An 18,101-nucleotide genomic window follows, 5' to 3' on the forward strand; every position below is an offset into this window, starting at 1 on the left:
ACAGTCTGAATTTTAAGCATTTAAATAATTTGTATTGATAAGTTCGATATTTTTTGGCGATTATTTCTAAACAAGTTATATTTAAGAACAACGGATGAATAACAAATTCGAACCATATTAGGAGGTTATAATGAGTTTGAGCAAAAGTGCTTCTGCCGATGGCAAAACGTTGACTATACAAATAAAAGGAAAGTTTGATTTCAATTTGGTTCAGTCTTTCCGTCAAGCGTATGCAGAAGTAGATGGTCAAACTGATAAAGTGATTATCGACCTGCGAGAAACTGATTATATGGATAGCTCTGCATTAGGCATGCTGTTAAATATGAAGAAGACCTTAGGTGAGTCCGTTTCAAGTATCACTATCAGTAATTGCCGCCCTCAGCTAAAGAAGATTTTACAAATCTCACGATTTGACAAAAAGTTTGATATCGACTGATAACATTAAGATATTATTTTGCGAATCTTAGTCGTTGACGACCAGCCTCTAAACTGTACCTTATTGAAGGCAATGCTTGAGCAGCAAAACTATTTAGTTGAGCTTGCAAATAACGGGCAACAGGCACTTGAAAAGTTAAGTGAGCATTCAATAGATATTGTTTTGCTTGATGTCATGATGCCTGTCATGGATGGCTTTGAAACTGCGCCGCTGATCAAACAGCAGGCTGGGGATGTTTATTTACCCATAATTTTTATAACTGCGTTAGAAGATCATCAAAGTTTTGAAAAGTGTTTAGAGGTAGGCGGTGATGATTTTATTCACAAACCATTTGATAAAATAATTCTTTCGGCAAAAATTAAAGCCCACGCTCGTACTCGTCGACTAAGCCAGGAGGCAAATAGGCAAAAGAAAGAACTTGAATATCATTACAATCAAACTGAACGAGAGCATGAGATTGTAGAGCATATCTTTAGTAACGCCTTGTCTCAGCAACAAACCTTCCCCAAATTATGCGATTTTCATTTGTCACCAGCTTCAATGTTCAATGGTGATATGTTTTTGATGGCGCAAAGTCCGTTAGGTGGTTTTTATTGCTTGTTAGGTGATTTCACAGGGCACGGACTAGCAGCTGCTGTAGGCGCATTACCTGCATCCAGAATATTTTACGCTATGGTTGCCAAAGGGATGTCTGTAAGTGACATCGCATATGAACTAAACAATGCACTGGCTGAATTACTGCCTGGTCATATGTTTTGTGCAGCTGCGATTATGGAGTTAAGTGAGTCAGGGAGAAGTGTTTCAGCTTGGTTAGGAGGTTTACCTGATTTATATGTAATAGATAAGCAAGGGCAATTAATTAAAACATTAGAGTCACAACATATGGCTTTGGGGATTCTGGAGCCGGACGAATTTGAGCGAAACATAGTTCATTTTGAAGTGAACGAGAATCTCAGAATTGTTATGGCAACAGATGGCATTGTCGAAACTGAAAGTAAGCAATTTTCAATGTTTGGGGAAGAGCGATTAAAGCTAGTATTAGCGAGTAAGCCTAACATTGGCACTGAAGATATCATCTCACAAGTTCATCAATTTTCTGGACACAGCGAGCAACAAGATGATTTAAGCATTGCCATTATTAACTGTATTGCCAACCCTTTAATTATTAATCCCGAAGTATCATATTCTAAATTGCCTTTCGACTTTCACGTTGCACTAAATGCTGACCAAATGAAAAGCAATGATCCGATCCTTGAATTGGTAAATATGTTGAGTACTGTTGAAGGCGTGGATAATCACAGATCTAATATATTCTTGTTATTATCTGAAGCGTATAACAACGCTCTTGATCATGGGGTACTTGGATTAGATTCGGAAATCAAAAATCAAGAAGATGGATTTTTCACTTTTTATCAAATGAGGGAGGCAGCATTAACTCAATTACAAGATGCACAAATTGAAATTCTGGCCAATTATGAACCTGAAAATAGACAAATTCGCTTTACGATTACAGATTCAGGAACTGGTTTTCTTAAAAGTGAACAAGGTACAACATCTCTTTCACAAGAGCATGGGCGTGGTTTGGGGTTATTAAGTGAAATCGCACACTCAGTTTCATACAACGAGACAGGTAATTGTGTTGAGCTTATTTATTCATTAAATAATAATCCATATATCTCTTAGCATTAATCAATACTTCAACACTTCAATACTTCAATACTTCAACACTTCAATACTTCAACACTTCAACACTTCAATACTTCAATACTTCAATACTTCAATACTTCAATACTTCAATACCTCAATACCCTATATCTCAATACCCCATATCTCAATACCCAATATCTCAATACGTTACTGAGTTCGAAATAAAATTACGCTTAGTCAGGTCTTAACTGTTTCTCAATGAATTGGCTTTGTACCTTTGCAAAGCTAATTTTGTATGTTAAGTTTCAGGTATCTGGATGTTTGGATGGCTAAAATGATTTCTTCTTATCTTTCACTTTCGGGCGTAACTACATCGCCTTCACTTGTTGAGCAAGCACTAGCAGAATTAGATGCATTTCTAAATTCTGAACAAAGCACTGTGGATGCGGTTTGGTCTTATTTGATCCCTGAATTAGGGGAAGGCGGAAGCTGCAGTTTATTTGGCCAACTACAAGATGCGCCTTTTGAGCTAGAAAGCTACATCAACAATAACCAAGAAAATAAAGTGTTATTGAAAAAGCTTAATGCGATTGTGCAATTCGTTGTTGATAAAACACAGGTCGACTGGTTTGGTATTTATGCAAATACGTTAACCCCTGAAGGTGAGCAGTTACTTAAACTGGCTTATTATGGTGCGCCCAGCCGCCCTTTGTTCCCGCTCACAGAAGACTTTGCAAAGATAAGTAATAACGTACAAGTTGCCTTATCTTCTAAAGGGCGAGTTGTGAATGATGTCGCTGAATACGTAGCGCAAGGTGGTGAGTATTATACCTGTGATCCTAAAGTACAATCTGAAGCATGTTTACCTATGTTTGATAACATTTCAGGTTGCACAGGGATCATCGATGCCGAGGCGTTCTCAACTGGCATTTTTGATGAACAGGTGTTGGCAGTTTTAGTTGCCGCCTGTATTAGAATTCCTCAGTATTTACCGCGTTCGTAGCCCTCGAGTTCTTAAAATTTTATGTTACTATTAACGCAGTTTTAACCCCGGGTTATGCCTTGTAAATACTCTGCGCGTTTATAAGGCACACTGACAAATAACTAAATTAAGAGATGACCTATGTTCTCAGAATTAAAACCGTTACCAACTGATCCTATTTTGGGTCTTATGGCTGCTTACAAACAAGATACTAACCCTAATAAAATCGATCTTGGCGTTGGTGTATACAAAGATGAGCAAGGTAATACCCCTGTACTAAGAGCTGTAAAGAAAGCTGAAGCTTTTCGTTTAGAAAACGAAACCACTAAGTCTTACATTGGTCTTGCTGGTAATTTAGATTTTTGTCAGAAAATGGAAACCCTACTATTAGGTGAGCACAGCACGTTACTTGCAAACCGTGTTCGTACAGCACAAGCGCCAGGTGGTACAGGTGCATTACGTGTTGCTGCTGAGTTCATCATGCGCTGTAATACTGATGCAACAGTATGGGTAACAACACCAACTTGGGCTAACCACATCAGCTTATTTGAAGCAGCGGGCCTAACAGTTAAAGAATACCCATATTACGACTACGAAAATAAAGGCTTGTTGTTCGATGAAATGATCGACACGCTTAAACAAGTACCTAAAGGCGATGTAGTTCTTTTACATGCTTGTTGTCACAACCCAAGTGGTATGGACTTAAACGAAGAGCAGTGGAAAATCGTTGCAGAACTTGCTAAAGAAGTGGGCTTCACACCGTTAATCGATATTGCTTACCAAGGTTTTGGTGCAAGCCTTGACGAAGATGCGAAAGGCTTACGTTTATTAGCAGACACTGTTGATGAACTTATCATTTGTTCATCATGCTCTAAGAATTTTGGTCTTTATCGTGAGCGTATCGGTGCATGTTCAATCATTGCTAAAGACAGCGCAAATGCTGATATTTCTAACTCGGTATTATTAAGTGTAGTTCGTAGTATTTACTCAATGCCGCCAGCACATGGTGCAGACATCGTAAATACGATTTTAGGTAGCACAGAATTAACACAAGAGTGGCATGATGAACTTGATGAAATGCGTAACCGTATCAATGGTCTACGTACATTAATCAAAGATAGTTTAGCTGCTCAAGGTGTAGCGCAAGACTTCTCTTTCATTGATAAGCAAAACGGTATGTTCTCTTTCTTAGGTATTAATAAAGAGCAAATCGAGCGCCTACAAAAAGAATACGCAATCTACATTGTGGGTTCTAGCCGAGTAAATGTTGCAGGTGTAAGCCAAGCAAACATTGAGTACTTCTCGAAAGCAGTTGCTGAAGTACTAAAATAATTAGGCTTTAAGCTTAATGAATGCCACTTAGTGATAAGTGGCATTTTTGTTTCTGGATTGTGTTTTCTCTTGTTTCGAAGTAGATAGCGAATATTTCGCAAATTGCCTGTTTTAGTGCAGTTTGTTATAAGTAAGTAGAAGATGTTCCCAGCATTTTCTGGTCGTACGGTTTATGTAACCGTTACAATCCGCCCAATGTCAGTCTGTAAGGTATGTTTATGCGTCATGAAATTTGGCAGCAGCTTCGCCAAGAAGCAACCGAGTTAGTAAGTAGAGAGCCACTTTTGGCAAGTCATGTTTACTCGAGTGTTTTAAACCACGAGTGTTTAGGCTCTGCGTTAAGCTTTATTGTGGCAAACAAGCTTGCGGATGCGGTGGTCTCGGCTTTTACAATTCGTGAATTGTTTGACCAAGCCTTCGTTGACTGCGACAGAATGTTGACTCATGTTGCCCATGACATAAAAGCAGTTAAAGATCGTGACCCAGCTGCCGATAGCTATTTAACTGTTATTTTGAACTTGAAGGGTTTTCATGCAATCCAAGCACACAGACTTGCACATTGCCTCTGGCGTCAGAACCGCAAAGAGCTCGCTCGTTTCATCCAAAGCCGTACCTCTGAAGTTTTTGGCGTTGACATCCATCCTGCTTGTAAAGTCGGTCATGGCATTATGTTTGACCACGCAACTGGTATCGTAATTGGCGAAACAGCTGTAATTGAGGACAATGTATCAATTTTACAATCTGTGACACTCGGTGGTACGGGTAATGAACAAGGTGATCGACACCCGAAGATCAGAGCCGGTGTATTGATCGGTGCAGGTGCAAAAGTACTGGGTAACATCGAAGTTGGAGAAGGCGCACGTATTGGTGCTGGTTCAGTGGTGTTAAACCCAGTGGCGCCACATACAACAGTTGTGGGTATCCCAGCTAAAGTGGTTGGTAAGCCGAATTGTCCTTGTCCTGCAGAATCGATGGATCAAAACTTCTTAGAAGATGACGTGTCTTTAGAAAATAAATCCTATACCAGTGCTATGCTATAGAAAGCATATAAATGGTAAAAAAGGCTGCTATTGTGCAGCCTTTGTTGTATCTAGGGTGTGATTCACCGTGGTGTGAATTTCACCATCATGGACTTGAGTAATAAGTGTTTCACCCGTTTTTACTTGTTCAATCGATTTCACCACACTCTCGCCTTTTTTCGTGATTGAATAGCCTCTCGCTAATACGCTTAGTGGGCTGATGCTTTCAAGTCGTGCTGCTAGCATAGCTAATTGTTGCTGTGCGGACTGCTGGTTTTTATTTTGTGCACTCAATAGCCTCTGTTCTAATTGCTGTAGCGCACCTTTTGATTGAGAAAGTTGACGTTCAGGGTGTTGATGTTGGAACCTTTGTTGCAGCAAACTCAGTTGGTTATTTTTTTGATTGAGCTGAGCATGCACGCCACGCTGCAATCGCATTGAAAGCTCGTCTAAACGCTGTGCTTGTTGTTGGAGTTGACTATTGGGATGTTGTAGCTTGAGTCGCTGTAATAGCGCATTGTTAGTTTGCTTCGCTTCTTTGATTTTACTCAGCATTAAATGAGTTAAGCGTGCGTACTTTTCAATAATGTGCTTTTTAATCGCATGCTGATCAGGACTGACTAGTTCAGCGGCTGCTGATGGGGTAGGGGCCCTTAAATCAGCAATATAATCCGAAATGGTGGTATCTATTTCATGGCCCACCGCACTGATAATAGGTAAACGACTGGCAAATATTTCGCGAGCAAGGTGTTCTTCGTTAAAGCACCATAAATCTTCTAATGAGCCGCCGCCACGTCCCACAATCAACACATCGACTTCCTTTCGGATATTTGCTAAACGAATTTTCTCTGCAATTTGCAGGTGTGCATCACTGCCTTGAACTTGAGTCGGGTAAACGATGATTTCAAGTTGTGGTGCACGTCGTTTCATTACCGTCAAGATGTCTTTAATTGCAGCGCCTGTGGCAGAGGTAACGACACCTACTTTTCTTATTTGTGTTGGCAGAGGTTGTTTGTGTGTACTGCTAAATAATCCCTCAGCAGCAAGTTGTAACTTGAGCGCTTCAAACTGTTGTTTCAGCTGACCTTCACCAGCAGGTTCCATATGTTCGACAATTAGTTGATATTCTCCGCGGGGTTCATACACAGAGACGCGTGCTGTGACAATCACTTGGGCACCATTATTGGGTCTGTACTTGCTGTAGCGGTTATTACCTCGCCACATTGCTGCCTTAATTTGTGCTTTGTCATCTTTTAAAGAAAAGTACCAATGGCCAGATGCTGGTGCAACAAAGTTAGAAATTTCTCCGGTTAGCCTTAAAGAAGCAAAACCTTGTTCTAAAATGCCGCGAATTTCTTTATTTAGCTTTGAAACTGAATAAACTTGGTGTTGTGGAGCTGAAGAAACTGAGAATGTCATCATTGGCCTCTGAAAAAATTACCGCGAAACTTTAGCATATTTTTTGAAAAAAAGATTTACTCACTACAGCAACGCTGATAAAATTCGCACGCAATTCCTATTACTCAATTCCACGTGAGAGATACCGCAAACATGCTAAGAATTGCAAAAGAAGCCCTAACTTTCGATGATGTGCTACTCGTCCCAGCACACTCTACCGTATTACCTCATACCGCTGATTTAAAAACGCGTTTGACGCGTGGTATTGATTTAAACCTACCTCTTGTTTCTGCTTCAATGGATACTGTAACTGAAGCGCGTCTTGCTATTGCACTAGCGCAAGAAGGCGGCATTGGTTTTGTTCATAAAAACATGACCATTGAAGAGCAAGCGAGAAATGTTCGTAAGGTTAAAGCTTACGAAGCGGGTATCGTATCTTTCCCTGTAACTGTGACAGCTGACCTAACAATTGAAGGTGCGCTAGAGCTTGCTCATGAGAAAGGTTTCTCAGGTTTCCCTGTGGTTGGTGAGAATAACCAGCTAGAAGGTATTGTAACTAGCCGTGATATGCGTTTTGAAACGCAACTAGATAAGCCGGTTTCTTCAGTAATGACGAAAAAAGCGGATCTTGTGACGGTAAAAGAAGGTGCTGCACGTGAAGAGATCTTAGGTCTGATGCACGAGCACCGTATTGAAAAAATCTTAGTTGTCGATGATGCGTTTGCATTAAAAGGTATGATCACAGTTAAGGATTACCAAAAAGCACAAGAAAAGCCGAATGCATGTAAAGACGAGCAAGGTCGTTTACGTGTAGGTGCAGCTGTTGGTGTGGGTGCAGGTACTGATGAGCGTATCGAAGCCCTTGTTGAAGCTGGTGTTGATGTATTACTTATCGATACTTCACACGGCCACTCTCAAGGCGTAATTGACCGTGTTAAAGCAACACGTGAAGCATACCCAGATTTACAAATCGTTGCCGGTAACGTTGCAACAGCTGAAGGCGCGATTGCGCTAGCTGATGCGGGTGCTGATGCAGTTAAAGTTGGTATTGGCCCAGGTTCAATTTGTACTACTCGTATCGTAACAGGCTGTGGTGTACCGCAAATTACTGCTATCTCTGATGCTGTTGAAGGCTTAAAAGGCCGTGACATCCCTGTGATTGCTGATGGTGGTATCCGTTTCTCTGGTGACATCGTAAAAGCTCTTGTGGCTGGTGCATCATGTGTAATGGTTGGCTCTATGCTTGCTGGTACTGAAGAGTCTCCAGGTGAAGTTGAGCTTTATCAAGGTCGTTACTACAAGTCTTACCGCGGTATGGGTAGCTTGGGTGCGATGAACCAAAAAGAAGGTTCGTCAGACCGTTACTTCCAAAAATCAAATGAAGCAGACAAGCTTGTACCTGAAGGTATCGAAGGCCGTGTTGCATATAAAGGTCCTATCGCAACGATTATTCACCAGCAAGTGGGTGGTATCCGAAGTGCAATGGGCTTAACTGGATGTGCAACGATTGCTGAGCTAAATACAAAACCTCAGTTTGTTAAAGTAACGTCTGCAGGTATGGGTGAGTCACACGTTCACGACGTACAGATCACCAAAGAAGCGCCTAACTACCGTATGGGTTAATGCGCAACGCATATTAAAAATTGGGCTAGCTCAGGCTAGCCCTTCTTAATTTTAGGTAAAGTTCGTTTTTGTGCTTTACTAAACTTATCGTTTTCTAACCAACGAGATTATCAATGAGCAAAGACATCCACGATTCCCGCATTTTGATCTTAGATTTCGGTTCTCAGTACACGCAGCTTATCGCGCGCCGTGTTCGTGAAATCGGTGTTTACTGTGAGCTTTGGGCTTGGGACGTAACGGAAGAGCAGATCCGTGAATTCAACCCACAAGGTATTATTTTATCTGGTGGCCCAGAGTCAACGACAGAAGAAAACAGCCCACGAGCACCTGAGTATGTATTTAATGCTGGCGTGCCGGTATTAGGCGTATGTTACGGTATGCAAACTATGGCAATGCAGTTAGGCGGCCTAGTTGAAAGCTCAGACAAGAAAGAGTTCGGTTATGCACGTGTTGAAAAGCTGGGTAACTGTAAATTATTTGAAGACATTCAAGATCACATCGAGAATGGTTCTGATTTCCTAGACGTGTGGATGAGCCACGGCGACAAAGTAATTGAAGTGCCAGAGACATTTGTAACTTCAGCTAAAACTGATACGTGTCCACATGCGGCTATGTCTTGGGAAGAAAAGCGTTTTTACGGTGTTCAATTTCACCCAGAAGTAACGCATACGCAACAAGGTCAGCGCCTGTTAGAGCGTTTTGTTATTGACATCTGTGGCTGTGAAAAGCTGTGGACTCCATCGCAAATTATTGAAGATGCCGTTGCTAAAATCAAAGAAAAAGTAGGTGATGACGAAGTTATCCTAGGCCTATCTGGTGGTGTAGATTCATCAGTCGTAGCCATGCTTATCCACCGTGCAATTGGTAAGAAGCTAACCTGTGTATTCGTTGATAACGGCCTACTTCGTTTGAACGAAGGTCAGCAAGTAATGGAAATGTTTGGTGATAAGTTCGGTCTGAACATCATCAAAGTGGATGCTGAAGAGCAGTTCTTAAATGACCTAGCAGGTCTTTCAGATCCAGAAGATAAGCGTAAAGCAATCGGTCATACATTCATTGACGTGTTCGATGCAGAGTCTAAAAAACTGAAAAATGCGAAATGGTTAGCACAAGGTACAATTTACCCAGACGTGATCGAGTCAGCGGCTTCTAAAACAGGTAAGGCGCATGTGATTAAGTCTCACCATAACGTAGGTGGTCTACCTGATGATATGGAAATGGGTCTAGTTGAGCCGCTTCGCGAATTATTTAAAGATGAAGTACGTAAGATTGGTCTTGAGTTAGGTTTACCTTACGACATGCTTTACCGTCACCCATTCCCAGGCCCAGGTTTAGGTGTACGTGTACTAGGTGAAATCAAGAAAGAATACTGTGACTTACTTCGTCGTGCAGACGCTATCTTCATTGAAGAACTACATAAAGCCGACATCTACCACAAAGTATCGCAAGCATTCACTGTATTCCTACCAGTTAAATCGGTTGGCGTAATGGGTGATGCGCGTAAATACGACTGGGTTGTGTCACTTCGTTGTGTAGAAACAATCGACTTTATGACGGCGCGTTGGTCACACTTACCTTATGATTTCTTAGGTCTAGTATCAAACCGTATCATTAACGAGATCGATGGTATCTCACGCGTGGTTTACGATATTTCTGGTAAGCCACCTGCAACCATCGAATGGGAATAATGAGCAAGTAGTTCATTGCTAATTTGATGATTAAAAAGGCGAATAGATAAAATATTCGCCTTTTTGTTTATTTAAACCTCAGTTAAACATTTTTTTGAATTTTTTACTTTACCTTTAAAAAAACCTCTCTATAATGCGACGTCATTGCAGGGGCGTAGTTCCAATTGGTAGAACAGCGGTCTCCAAAACCGATGGTTGCGGGTTCGAGTCCTGCCGCCCCTGCCACTTCTTACTTTGCTTTCTTTGCTACAAACCTTTATATTCTCAAAAAATTCTTCAAGATTTAACTATGCGCGCATTGCATGCTGATGTTTTAGGTATTACACAGCTTAAACTCAATTCACATTTTGCTCCAGAGACATCTGAGCCTGAAATGGATTCGGTGGATCACAGTGAGATGCCTTTAATGGCTTCTGAGCAGCAAACTGAGCAACTTGAGTTACTAACCCTACCTTATCAATTACATGCTGATTTGTTATTGCTACAGCCCGCAGGCTTTGCTGAAATAATAAAGGGCGATCGAGTCAAGCTGCAGAATAACGTGCTTACTCTGCCTTCGGTGAACCTCACGGTTGAGCACAAACGTGCGTTATGGAAGTTATTACATGACAAGTAAAATAGTTGCAGGCTTGCTTAATGAAATGCCACTTGAAACCATTATGGATATTGAAGAGGCATGCCATAGTTTTCCTTGGAGCGCTAAAACCATGCAATCCTGTTTAGGCGGCAGATACTATAATGCGGGTTTATTGTTAGGTGATGAACTGGTTGGCTTTTATGTTGCTGAGCAGGTTGGTCCTGATCATACTTTAATGGATATTTGTGTCGCCCCTGAATACCAAGGACAGGGTTATGCGAAACAGCTTATGGTTCATTTGCTCAAGCAGGCGCAAGAACGCCAAGCTGAAAACTGTTTTTTAGAAGTGAGAGAATCAAACCTAAACGCGATTGCTGTTTATGAAAAGTTTAATTTTTCAGCAGTGGGTTTAAGGAAACACTATTACCCAGCGAAAGAGGGTAAAGAACATGCAGTATTAATGGCGAGAAGCTTTTTTTAAAGAGATAACGCCATTTAAACCTCAGTTTGTTGCTGTTGTGCCAAAGTGTACTTGATGGCCTCACAGAGACTCAATTGCGTATACTGCCACTGAGCCTGCTGATTGGTCATTAAGCTATTTTCAAGCTCTTCAGCTGCGCTGTGAATGTTCATAAAGCCGAAACAGCCGGCACTACCTTTTAAGCTATGGGCAAGTGCTCTGAGCGACTCCCACTCCTGATTATCATAATAGTTTTGCACTTGTTTAAGATAGTCAGGCAGCTTTTCCATGTAATTTTTGTTGATTTGTACAAACTTTTCACTGGCTAATAGGGAATCCCATTTAGATTGACTCGCGGCCTGGATCTGAAGGTGCTCTAAAAGTACCTGGCCAAGTTGCTTCTTATCGATTGGTTTTGCCAAGGTTGCATCACAGCCAGCTGCGAGGTAAGACTCAACATCATGCTTCATGACATTCGCCGTGAGTGCGATGATTGGGCCATCGTAGGCTGCGTGCCTGAGCATTTCTGTGGCTTCTAGGCCACCCATGACAGGCATTTGCATATCCATCAAAATCAGTTGGTAATCATTGACTAGGGCCTTTTCAACTGCTTCAGCACCATTATTTGCAATATCTGGTTTAATACCCCATGCATCAAGGAGTAAACAGATCAATTCTTGGTTATCAGTATTATCTTCTGCGAGCAATATGTTTGCATCAAATTGCGTTGCAGCAAGTTCTAATGAAGCATCCGGAGATTGAGTATGCTCTTCTAGCTTATTGATAAGTCGATAATCACCGTTCTGGAAATTAGCATTTACTCGAATAGTAAACTGGCTTCCAACGCCTTGAACACTCAACACTTCAACGTCTCCGCCAAGCAGTTGCGCTAAGTTTTTAGAAATACATAGACCTAAACCTGTGCCACCAAAACGACGCGTGGTAGTACTGTCTGCTTGCTCAAACGGTTTAAATACACGGGTAATTTCACTGTCAGACATACCGATGCCAGTATCCTCAATAATAAACTCAACACTTTCAGTTTGATGAGAAAATTTAACAGAAAGTTTAATGCCACCATATTCAGTAAACTTCACGGCATTAGTGGTGATATTGAGTAAGATTTGTTTTAAGCGTGTGATATCGCTATAGATTGTTTGTGGCAATGGAAATTGATAATCAAGATAGAAGGATAGCTGCTTTTCTTGTGCAAGAGGTCCAATAATAGAATCAACATCCTCTATTAATGGCTGTAGCTTGAAAGGGCGATTTTCTACTTCTAACTTTTCGGCTTCAATTTTTGATAAATCAAGAATGTTATTTATCAGTTCTAATAAGTGCTTAGAGTTTCTAAGTACAGTACTGAGGTGGTTGCGGTTAGTGGTTGCTTTTGGATTTATGATGAGTTGCTCGGTGAAACCCATAATTGCCGTTAGTGGTGTGCGGATCTCATGACTCATGTTTGCTAAAAAGCGACTTTTTAAATCACTGGCTTGTTCAGCCTCTTTAATAGCAGCCTCTAACTGTTGGTTAGTCTGTTCGAGCTCCTCGGTTCTTTGGACAACCATCTCTTCAAGGTGCAGTTTATAAGTTTTTAGTTCAGATTGAGAGTCTCTGATCTGCTTAACCATATGGTTAAAGTCTCTAAATAATAAACCTACTTCATCATTACTTTGCTCTGGCAGAGAAACCGATAAATTACCATCACCGACTTTATGGCTCGCAGCCCCTAGCAATTCTATCGGGTTTAGCAGTAAATTTCTGACCACAATAAAAATTAAAACTGGCAAAGTGATAACTGAAAGAATGACAATAAGCGCGGTAATCAAACTAATTGCTTTACCAGATTGATAAAGCAGTGCTTTCGGAATACTAGATAAGTAATAATAACCGCCGCTTAATTGCTCCGCGTAAACCATGCGTTCGATGTTATCGACACTGGTTAAGCGAATTGACTTTAATGAGCTTCGTTCTGCTGCTTCTTTTATTTCTATGGTTTCTTGTTGATTGAGTGATTGCGCGTACAAGCTTGGATCAGAGCTAAACAGGATTTCACCTTGCTGTGTAACCAATAAGTTGAGCGTATTATTATAAGGAGACTCTAAAATACTGGAATGAATAACAGATGGGTCAACTTGAACAATGATGAAACCTTGCTGTTTAGGCCTTTTTAGTTGGTAATCGACACTGAATATTTGTTGTACAAGATAAATGTGCGTCGTATTGTCATCAGTCGGCACCATAAACTTTTGTTGACGGATACTGCTGTTTTTTACTTGTTCAAAAAAAGGATAATTTTGCGGTGCTTGGTTCAAGTTATTAGCATAGTAAGCTTTCGACTCTCCCGCGGGAGAAACCAAGTTAATACTCAAAATATCAGGATAAGCGTCACTATAACTAGCAAAGACATCCATCAAGGCGCCTAACCTTGCCGTTTTCTCAAAAGGGCTGTCAAAGTCTTTAGCGAGAAAGTCACTCAATACAGGAGATGTCGAAAGTAATTTAGTGGTCGATTGATAAATTTCAATGTAGTTGAACATTTTTTGATGTTGCGTTTCTACAAAACGACTCACCGTCAATTTCGCTTGTTTTTGTGTTGAGCTTGTGACGTTCGTTAAGGTAAAACCACCTAAAAACAGCAAAGGTAAAATTACCAAGGGTGTGATATACCACAATAATTTTATACTTAACTTGCTTGTTTTCATGAGATTTTAAAACGTCCTAAATGTTCTTATTATTCGTTAGCAAGGAATTACGCCCAACCTTATAATCCTAAGACAATGTTTGTTTTTTAACAAGTCATATGCGCTATGTTCATAGATGTTTAAAAAAGCACTATTTTTTTTCAAGTAGGCACTGAGTAAATATTAAGTCATTAATTAGTTGATAGTGAACATTAACCTCTAAACCAGTTTGCACCTGTTTGCTTAAGTCATGCATTATTTTAAAAGTAAGAACAGTCTCGTTAAATGCAATTAGTCTCGCTTTGTCGAAGCCAAAATACTTTTTCACGAAAGGATAGAGGGCTTTATAAATACTTTCTTTGGCAGAAAAAATTACACTTAAGGGATGTGTTACTTGCTTACCAAGTTCATGAAATTGTGCTATTTCGTCATTTCGTAATATGTGTGTTTGCAGTTTTGTCTCTTGACTATCCTTCATCAATTTTTCGACATCAATACCTACGCTAGTGGCGCGATCTTGCAAGCCAGCTATCGCACCAGCAATGCCCTTGGTGTGGGTAATTGAACCAAATGTACCTGCCGGCCAAATTGGTACTCTATCATCAGCCGTGTGAACTATCGGGTTATTAATGTTTAGTGCTGTTAATGCCTGAGTGGCACATAGTCGGCCTGCCAAATATTCAGCTTGGCGTTTATGAACAGCTTTTTTTATACGTTCAGGGAGAGGCTGTTTAAATTGTTCGAAACTTTGAGGCACAAAGCTCTCAGCATCGAACTCAAGCACAACGAGTTCAAGCGCGAGATGATTTTCAAAAATAGACGATTTGGTTACTTGCATAGCGCACTCCTTTAAGGGAACAAAGTGTCAATTATTTGTATTTAAATCGCAAGTTTTTCTAAGCAGGATAAAGGTTGAGCTATTTAAGGGAGTAAATAAGTTTTACAAAAGTTTACCTGCTTTCTTTTAGCCCAGCTTTTAGGATAACTCTAAATTAAAAAACGTCTTAGCTCGATCACTAAACACATACTTTGTTACAAACGCTGAAAGTTATTTTGTAATAAAAACCTAAGTTAGGGGTCTTAGTTTAAGACGTAAGAAATGGATTGATACTATGCAGCAGAGTCAAACTTTGTGTTATCTAAGTGCATCGCCTTGGCAGCTATTAAGAAAAACCACCGCTATTTTATTGCCAGCGATTTGTTTTCTACTGGCCTACGATCTAGCCGAATCGTCGGTGATAGCCAATACCAATGAGCAACTTCTACAACTCTATGGGTATGCACAGCCTTTATTTGTAATTTTGATGGCTTTTGCTGTTGCGCTGTCGGTGCGAACGAATATGGCGATGGTGCAATTGGTCGACCAGAAAAATAAAGGATTGTTTGCTCATATTCGCTTTGGTGTATTTGCCAGTGTCGCTGTATCTATTTTTTTATTACTCTCATTAGATGAAATAATGGCCTTATTCGGTTTAGCTGAGTGGTTGAGTACTTTATCGGACGTGCAGTCTGTCGAGTTTACTTCAGAGATCATGTCGTTTTTAACAGTGCGGATCAGCACACTCTTTGCCCTCGTGATTATTTGGCAAGTGAGCAGCGCGCTTAGAGCGCTAAATAATTGTTGGTATTCGGCACTGTATTTATTGCTTTGGATGATGTGTAAATCAATTGGGTTAATTGTGTTAGTTCAGCAAAGCGAGCTTCATTTGCTAAGTTCTCTCGGCGAGTTGCATGCTTTTGTTGATGTTTTATTTGCAGTGATTGGTTTAAGCCTTGTGTTCATTAGGCATAAATCGAGTTTATTTTCATCAAGCAAAGCAGTAAGTGCCAACTTAGATACGGTACTCATTATTTGCCAGCAGTTAATGCCAGCATGCTCGCTTGCGCTTTTAACTTATATCGCCAGCCAGTTTGATGCCGCCTTTATCGCTGTATTTGCTTTAACCTTTAAGATAGAAGCATTGGCTTTATTAATTCCTATGGTGCTGACCGCTTCATTATCTGCCATAGTGGGCGTCAATTATTGGTCGAACAATAAAAAGCGAGCTGTGAGTATTTTAAAAAGTGCGTTTTATCTCATTATTGCTATGCAATGTGTGATAGCCGTTTTACTTTATCTATTTCAGTCGCAGCTGTTTGCTGGGATCTGCCCCGATTGTCAGCAAATTACCTTGTTAAAATACTTCATTCAATTCTTGCCCATTAGTTATGTCGGCTTAGGTATGTCTATGGTGTATGTCTCTTGTTTGAATGCCATGGGTAAGAGTAAACAAGCCATGGTGTTTTTGGCTTTCCACCGTCTACTGCTTATCCCAATTTTGGCTGTGTTGGGTCTTAATCTATTTGGCAGTATGGGATTATTTATTGGCTTAGCAGTATCGCATTTGGTTATGGGCGGTTTCGCATTTTATCAAATCACCGTTGTTTACAGCCGTTCAAGTGATGAACAAAACGACATGACTCAATTAGGCTTGCAAACAGAAAAAGTTTAACTAATTGAGAAGAAAAAGTTGTTATAAAAACCGCTGTACGATTGAGTATCTTGGCAAGATAAGCGAAAATAGTCGATTAACTGATATTCATAGCCTGAGCAGGGCAGGTAATTTTACCTGCGCTCAATTCAAGAGAAGATTTTAATCGATGTCAAACGCTTCAATTCCTCAGGAAGTCTCGAAAAGACGGACTTTTGCGATTATCTCGCACCCGGATGCGGGTAAAACCACCATCACAGAAAAAGTACTTTTATTCGGAAAGGCCCTACAAAAAGCCGGTACGGTAAAAGGCCGTGGTTCAAACCAACACGCTAAATCTGACTGGATGGAAATGGAAAAAGAGCGTGGTATCTCAGTAACAACCTCTGTAATGCAGTTTCCGTATAACGATGCTTTGGTTAACTTACTAGATACCCCGGGACACGAAGACTTCTCTGAAGATACTTATCGTACACTGACAGCCGTTGATTCATGTCTGATGGTGATCGATGCAGCAAAAGGTGTAGAAGACCGTACACGTAAACTGATGGAAGTAACTCGCTTACGTGATACGCCAATCGTGACGTTCATGAACAAGCTTGACCGTGACATCCGTGATCCAATGGAAGTGATGGACGAAGTTGAAACTGAACTTAACATCATGTGTGCGCCGATCACATGGCCAATCGGTTGTGGTAAAGAGTTTAAAGGTGTGTATCACATTCACCGTGATGAAACGATTCTATACGCAACTGGTCAAGGTCATACCATCCAAGAAAAGCGCATCATTAAGGGCTTAGATAACCCAGACTTAGATTCAGAAATCGGGGATGAATTAGCAGAGCAACTTCGTGAAGAGCTAGAGCTTGTGATAGGTGCATCAAACGAATTTGATCATGAGTTATTCCTATCGGGTGAATTAACGCCTGTATATTTTGGTACAGCACTAGGTAACTTTGGTGTTGACCACATGCTTGATGGTTTAACTGAGTGGGCGCCAACGCCTATGCCACGTCAAACAGACGAGCGTGAAGTAAAAGCCGAAGAAGAAAAGTTCTCTGGCTTCGTATTTAAAATCCAAGCGAACATGGACCCGAAACACCGTGACCGCATCGCCTTTATGCGTATTGTATCTGGTAAATATACCCAAGGTATGAAGATGGACCACGTACGTATTGGCAAAAAAGTCAGTATTTCTGACGCGGTAACTTTTATGGCCGGTGACCGTGAACGTGCTCAAGAAGCGTTTGCCGGTGACATCATTGGTTTGCATAACCACGGTACAATCCAAATCGGTGATACTTTCACTCAGGGTGAGAAGCTTAAGTTCAGCGGTATTCCAAACTTCGCACCAGAATTATTCCGTAGTATTCGTCTAAAAGATCCACTTAAGCAAAAACAGTTATTAAAAGGCTTAGTACAGCTTTCAGAAGAAGGTGCGGTACAGGTATTTAGACCACTACAAAATAACAGCCTAATTGTAGGTGCGGTTGGTGTGCTGCAGTTCGATGTGGTTGTTGCGCGTTTAAAAGCGGAATATAACGTAGATGCCATTTACGAGAGTGTGTCAGTACAAACAGCGCGATGGGTAACCTGCGACGATGATAAGAAAATGGCTGAGTTTAAACGTAAGTGTGAAGCTAACTTAGCCCTTGATGGTGGTGATAACTTAACTTACATTGCACCAAGCCGTGTAAACTTAAATTTATCGATGGAACGCTATCCTGATGTTCAGTTCCACCATACACGTGAACACTAATAAACGCTTAAATTGAATCGAATTT

The 18,101-nt window shown here is 40.7% G+C and carries 14 protein-coding genes and 1 tRNA gene; 12 read left to right on the forward strand and 3 right to left on the reverse strand.

The window, feature by feature from the left end; all coding sequences use genetic code 11:
* Positions 1–130 precede the first annotated feature (130 nt).
* From CWB72_RS05845 to cysE, 5 genes are all read left to right on the forward strand, one after another.
* Positions 131–436 (forward strand): STAS domain-containing protein, encoded by a 306-nt coding sequence (locus tag CWB72_RS05845; protein WP_058030687.1) that lies wholly within the window; start codon positions 131–133, stop codon positions 434–436.
* 18 nt (positions 437–454) lie between these two features.
* Entirely contained in the window at positions 455–2,119 is a 1,665-nt protein-coding gene (locus CWB72_RS05850; protein WP_138629888.1) for an ATP-binding SpoIIE family protein phosphatase, read from the forward strand.
* 298 nt (positions 2,120–2,417) lie between these two features.
* Positions 2,418–3,086 (forward strand): GAF domain-containing protein, encoded by a 669-nt coding sequence (locus tag CWB72_RS05855; protein WP_171037230.1) that lies wholly within the window; start codon positions 2,418–2,420, stop codon positions 3,084–3,086.
* 120 nt (positions 3,087–3,206) lie between these two features.
* Positions 3,207–4,397: an amino acid aminotransferase gene (locus tag CWB72_RS05860; RefSeq protein WP_130257084.1), complete on the forward strand. Its 1,191-nt coding sequence runs from the start codon at positions 3,207–3,209 to the stop codon at positions 4,395–4,397.
* A gap of 218 nt (positions 4,398–4,615) precedes the next feature.
* Positions 4,616–5,437 (forward strand): serine O-acetyltransferase, encoded by an 822-nt coding sequence (gene cysE / locus CWB72_RS05865; protein ID WP_130257085.1) that lies wholly within the window; start codon positions 4,616–4,618, stop codon positions 5,435–5,437.
* Between the two features lie 27 nt (positions 5,438–5,464).
* Here the strand turns inward: cysE and xseA are convergent, their stop codons facing one another.
* Positions 5,465–6,835, reverse strand: a complete 1,371-nt coding sequence (xseA, locus tag CWB72_RS05870) for an exodeoxyribonuclease VII large subunit (RefSeq protein WP_138629892.1) — start codon at positions 6,833–6,835, stop codon at positions 5,465–5,467.
* 132 nt (positions 6,836–6,967) lie between these two features.
* On the opposite strand from xseA, the gene guaB reads away from it, so the two are divergent.
* From guaB to rimI, 5 genes are all read left to right on the forward strand, one after another.
* Entirely contained in the window at positions 6,968–8,437 is a 1,470-nt protein-coding gene (gene guaB, locus CWB72_RS05875) for an IMP dehydrogenase (RefSeq protein ID WP_130257086.1), read from the forward strand.
* Positions 8,438–8,550: 113 nt separating this feature from the next.
* The gene (guaA, locus tag CWB72_RS05880; RefSeq protein ID WP_138561171.1) at positions 8,551–10,125 is read left to right on the forward strand and encodes a glutamine-hydrolyzing GMP synthase; all 1,575 of its coding nucleotides are present in this window, start codon (positions 8,551–8,553) and stop codon (positions 10,123–10,125) included.
* Between the two features lie 148 nt (positions 10,126–10,273).
* Positions 10,274–10,350 (forward strand) — tRNA-Trp (locus CWB72_RS05885).
* A 64-nt stretch (positions 10,351–10,414) separates the two neighbouring features.
* Entirely contained in the window at positions 10,415–10,741 is a 327-nt protein-coding gene (locus CWB72_RS05890) for a hypothetical protein (protein ID WP_138629894.1), read from the forward strand.
* A complete protein-coding gene (gene rimI / locus CWB72_RS05895) occupies positions 10,731–11,183 on the forward strand; it encodes a ribosomal protein S18-alanine N-acetyltransferase (RefSeq protein WP_130257089.1) in 453 nt (150 codons plus the stop codon). The genes CWB72_RS05890 and rimI overlap by 11 nt, the downstream gene beginning before the upstream one ends.
* A gap of 14 nt (positions 11,184–11,197) precedes the next feature.
* Here rimI and CWB72_RS05900 read toward each other — a convergent pair whose 3' ends face one another.
* Both CWB72_RS05900 and CWB72_RS05905 read right to left on the reverse strand, forming a co-directional pair.
* Positions 11,198–13,867: a hybrid sensor histidine kinase/response regulator gene (locus tag CWB72_RS05900; RefSeq protein ID WP_138629896.1), complete on the reverse strand. Its 2,670-nt coding sequence runs from the start codon at positions 13,865–13,867 to the stop codon at positions 11,198–11,200.
* Positions 13,868–13,997: 130 nt separating this feature from the next.
* Positions 13,998–14,684 (reverse strand): 4'-phosphopantetheinyl transferase family protein, encoded by a 687-nt coding sequence (locus CWB72_RS05905; protein ID WP_138629898.1) that lies wholly within the window; start codon positions 14,682–14,684, stop codon positions 13,998–14,000.
* Between the two features lie 274 nt (positions 14,685–14,958).
* On the opposite strand from CWB72_RS05905, the gene CWB72_RS05910 reads away from it, so the two are divergent.
* Positions 14,959–16,338 (forward strand): MATE family efflux transporter, encoded by a 1,380-nt coding sequence (locus CWB72_RS05910; RefSeq protein ID WP_138629900.1) that lies wholly within the window; start codon positions 14,959–14,961, stop codon positions 16,336–16,338.
* A gap of 148 nt (positions 16,339–16,486) precedes the next feature.
* Entirely contained in the window at positions 16,487–18,076 is a 1,590-nt protein-coding gene (gene prfC / locus CWB72_RS05915; protein ID WP_138629902.1) for a peptide chain release factor 3, read from the forward strand.
* Positions 18,077–18,101: the final 25 nt, after the last annotated feature.

The organism is Pseudoalteromonas phenolica (assembly GCF_005886345.1).
Lineage (GTDB): Bacteria > Pseudomonadota > Gammaproteobacteria > Enterobacterales > Alteromonadaceae > Pseudoalteromonas > Pseudoalteromonas phenolica_A.

What these genes read in the sequence shown, in the direction of transcription:
- CWB72_RS05845 (WP_058030687.1), top strand. Translation starts at nt 131, where the DNA reads ATGAGTTTGAGCAAAAGTGCTTCTGCCGATGGCAAAACGTTGACTATA.
- CWB72_RS05855 (WP_171037230.1), top strand. Translation starts at nt 2,418, where the DNA reads ATGATTTCTTCTTATCTTTCACTTTCGGGCGTAACTACATCGCCTTCA.
- CWB72_RS05860 (WP_130257084.1), top strand. Translation starts at nt 3,207, where the DNA reads ATGTTCTCAGAATTAAAACCGTTACCAACTGATCCTATTTTGGGTCTT.
- cysE (WP_130257085.1), top strand. Translation starts at nt 4,616, where the DNA reads ATGCGTCATGAAATTTGGCAGCAGCTTCGCCAAGAAGCAACCGAGTTA.
- xseA (WP_138629892.1), bottom strand. Translation starts at nt 6,835, where the DNA reads ATGACATTCTCAGTTTCTTCAGCTCCACAACACCAAGTTTATTCAGTT.
- guaB (WP_130257086.1), top strand. Translation starts at nt 6,968, where the DNA reads ATGCTAAGAATTGCAAAAGAAGCCCTAACTTTCGATGATGTGCTACTC.
- guaA (WP_138561171.1), top strand. Translation starts at nt 8,551, where the DNA reads ATGAGCAAAGACATCCACGATTCCCGCATTTTGATCTTAGATTTCGGT.
- CWB72_RS05890 (WP_138629894.1), top strand. Translation starts at nt 10,415, where the DNA reads ATGCGCGCATTGCATGCTGATGTTTTAGGTATTACACAGCTTAAACTC.
- rimI (WP_130257089.1), top strand. Translation starts at nt 10,731, where the DNA reads ATGACAAGTAAAATAGTTGCAGGCTTGCTTAATGAAATGCCACTTGAA.
- CWB72_RS05900 (WP_138629896.1), bottom strand. Translation starts at nt 13,867, where the DNA reads ATGAAAACAAGCAAGTTAAGTATAAAATTATTGTGGTATATCACACCC.
- CWB72_RS05905 (WP_138629898.1), bottom strand. Translation starts at nt 14,684, where the DNA reads ATGCAAGTAACCAAATCGTCTATTTTTGAAAATCATCTCGCGCTTGAA.
- CWB72_RS05910 (WP_138629900.1), top strand. Translation starts at nt 14,959, where the DNA reads ATGCAGCAGAGTCAAACTTTGTGTTATCTAAGTGCATCGCCTTGGCAG.
- prfC (WP_138629902.1), top strand. Translation starts at nt 16,487, where the DNA reads ATGTCAAACGCTTCAATTCCTCAGGAAGTCTCGAAAAGACGGACTTTT.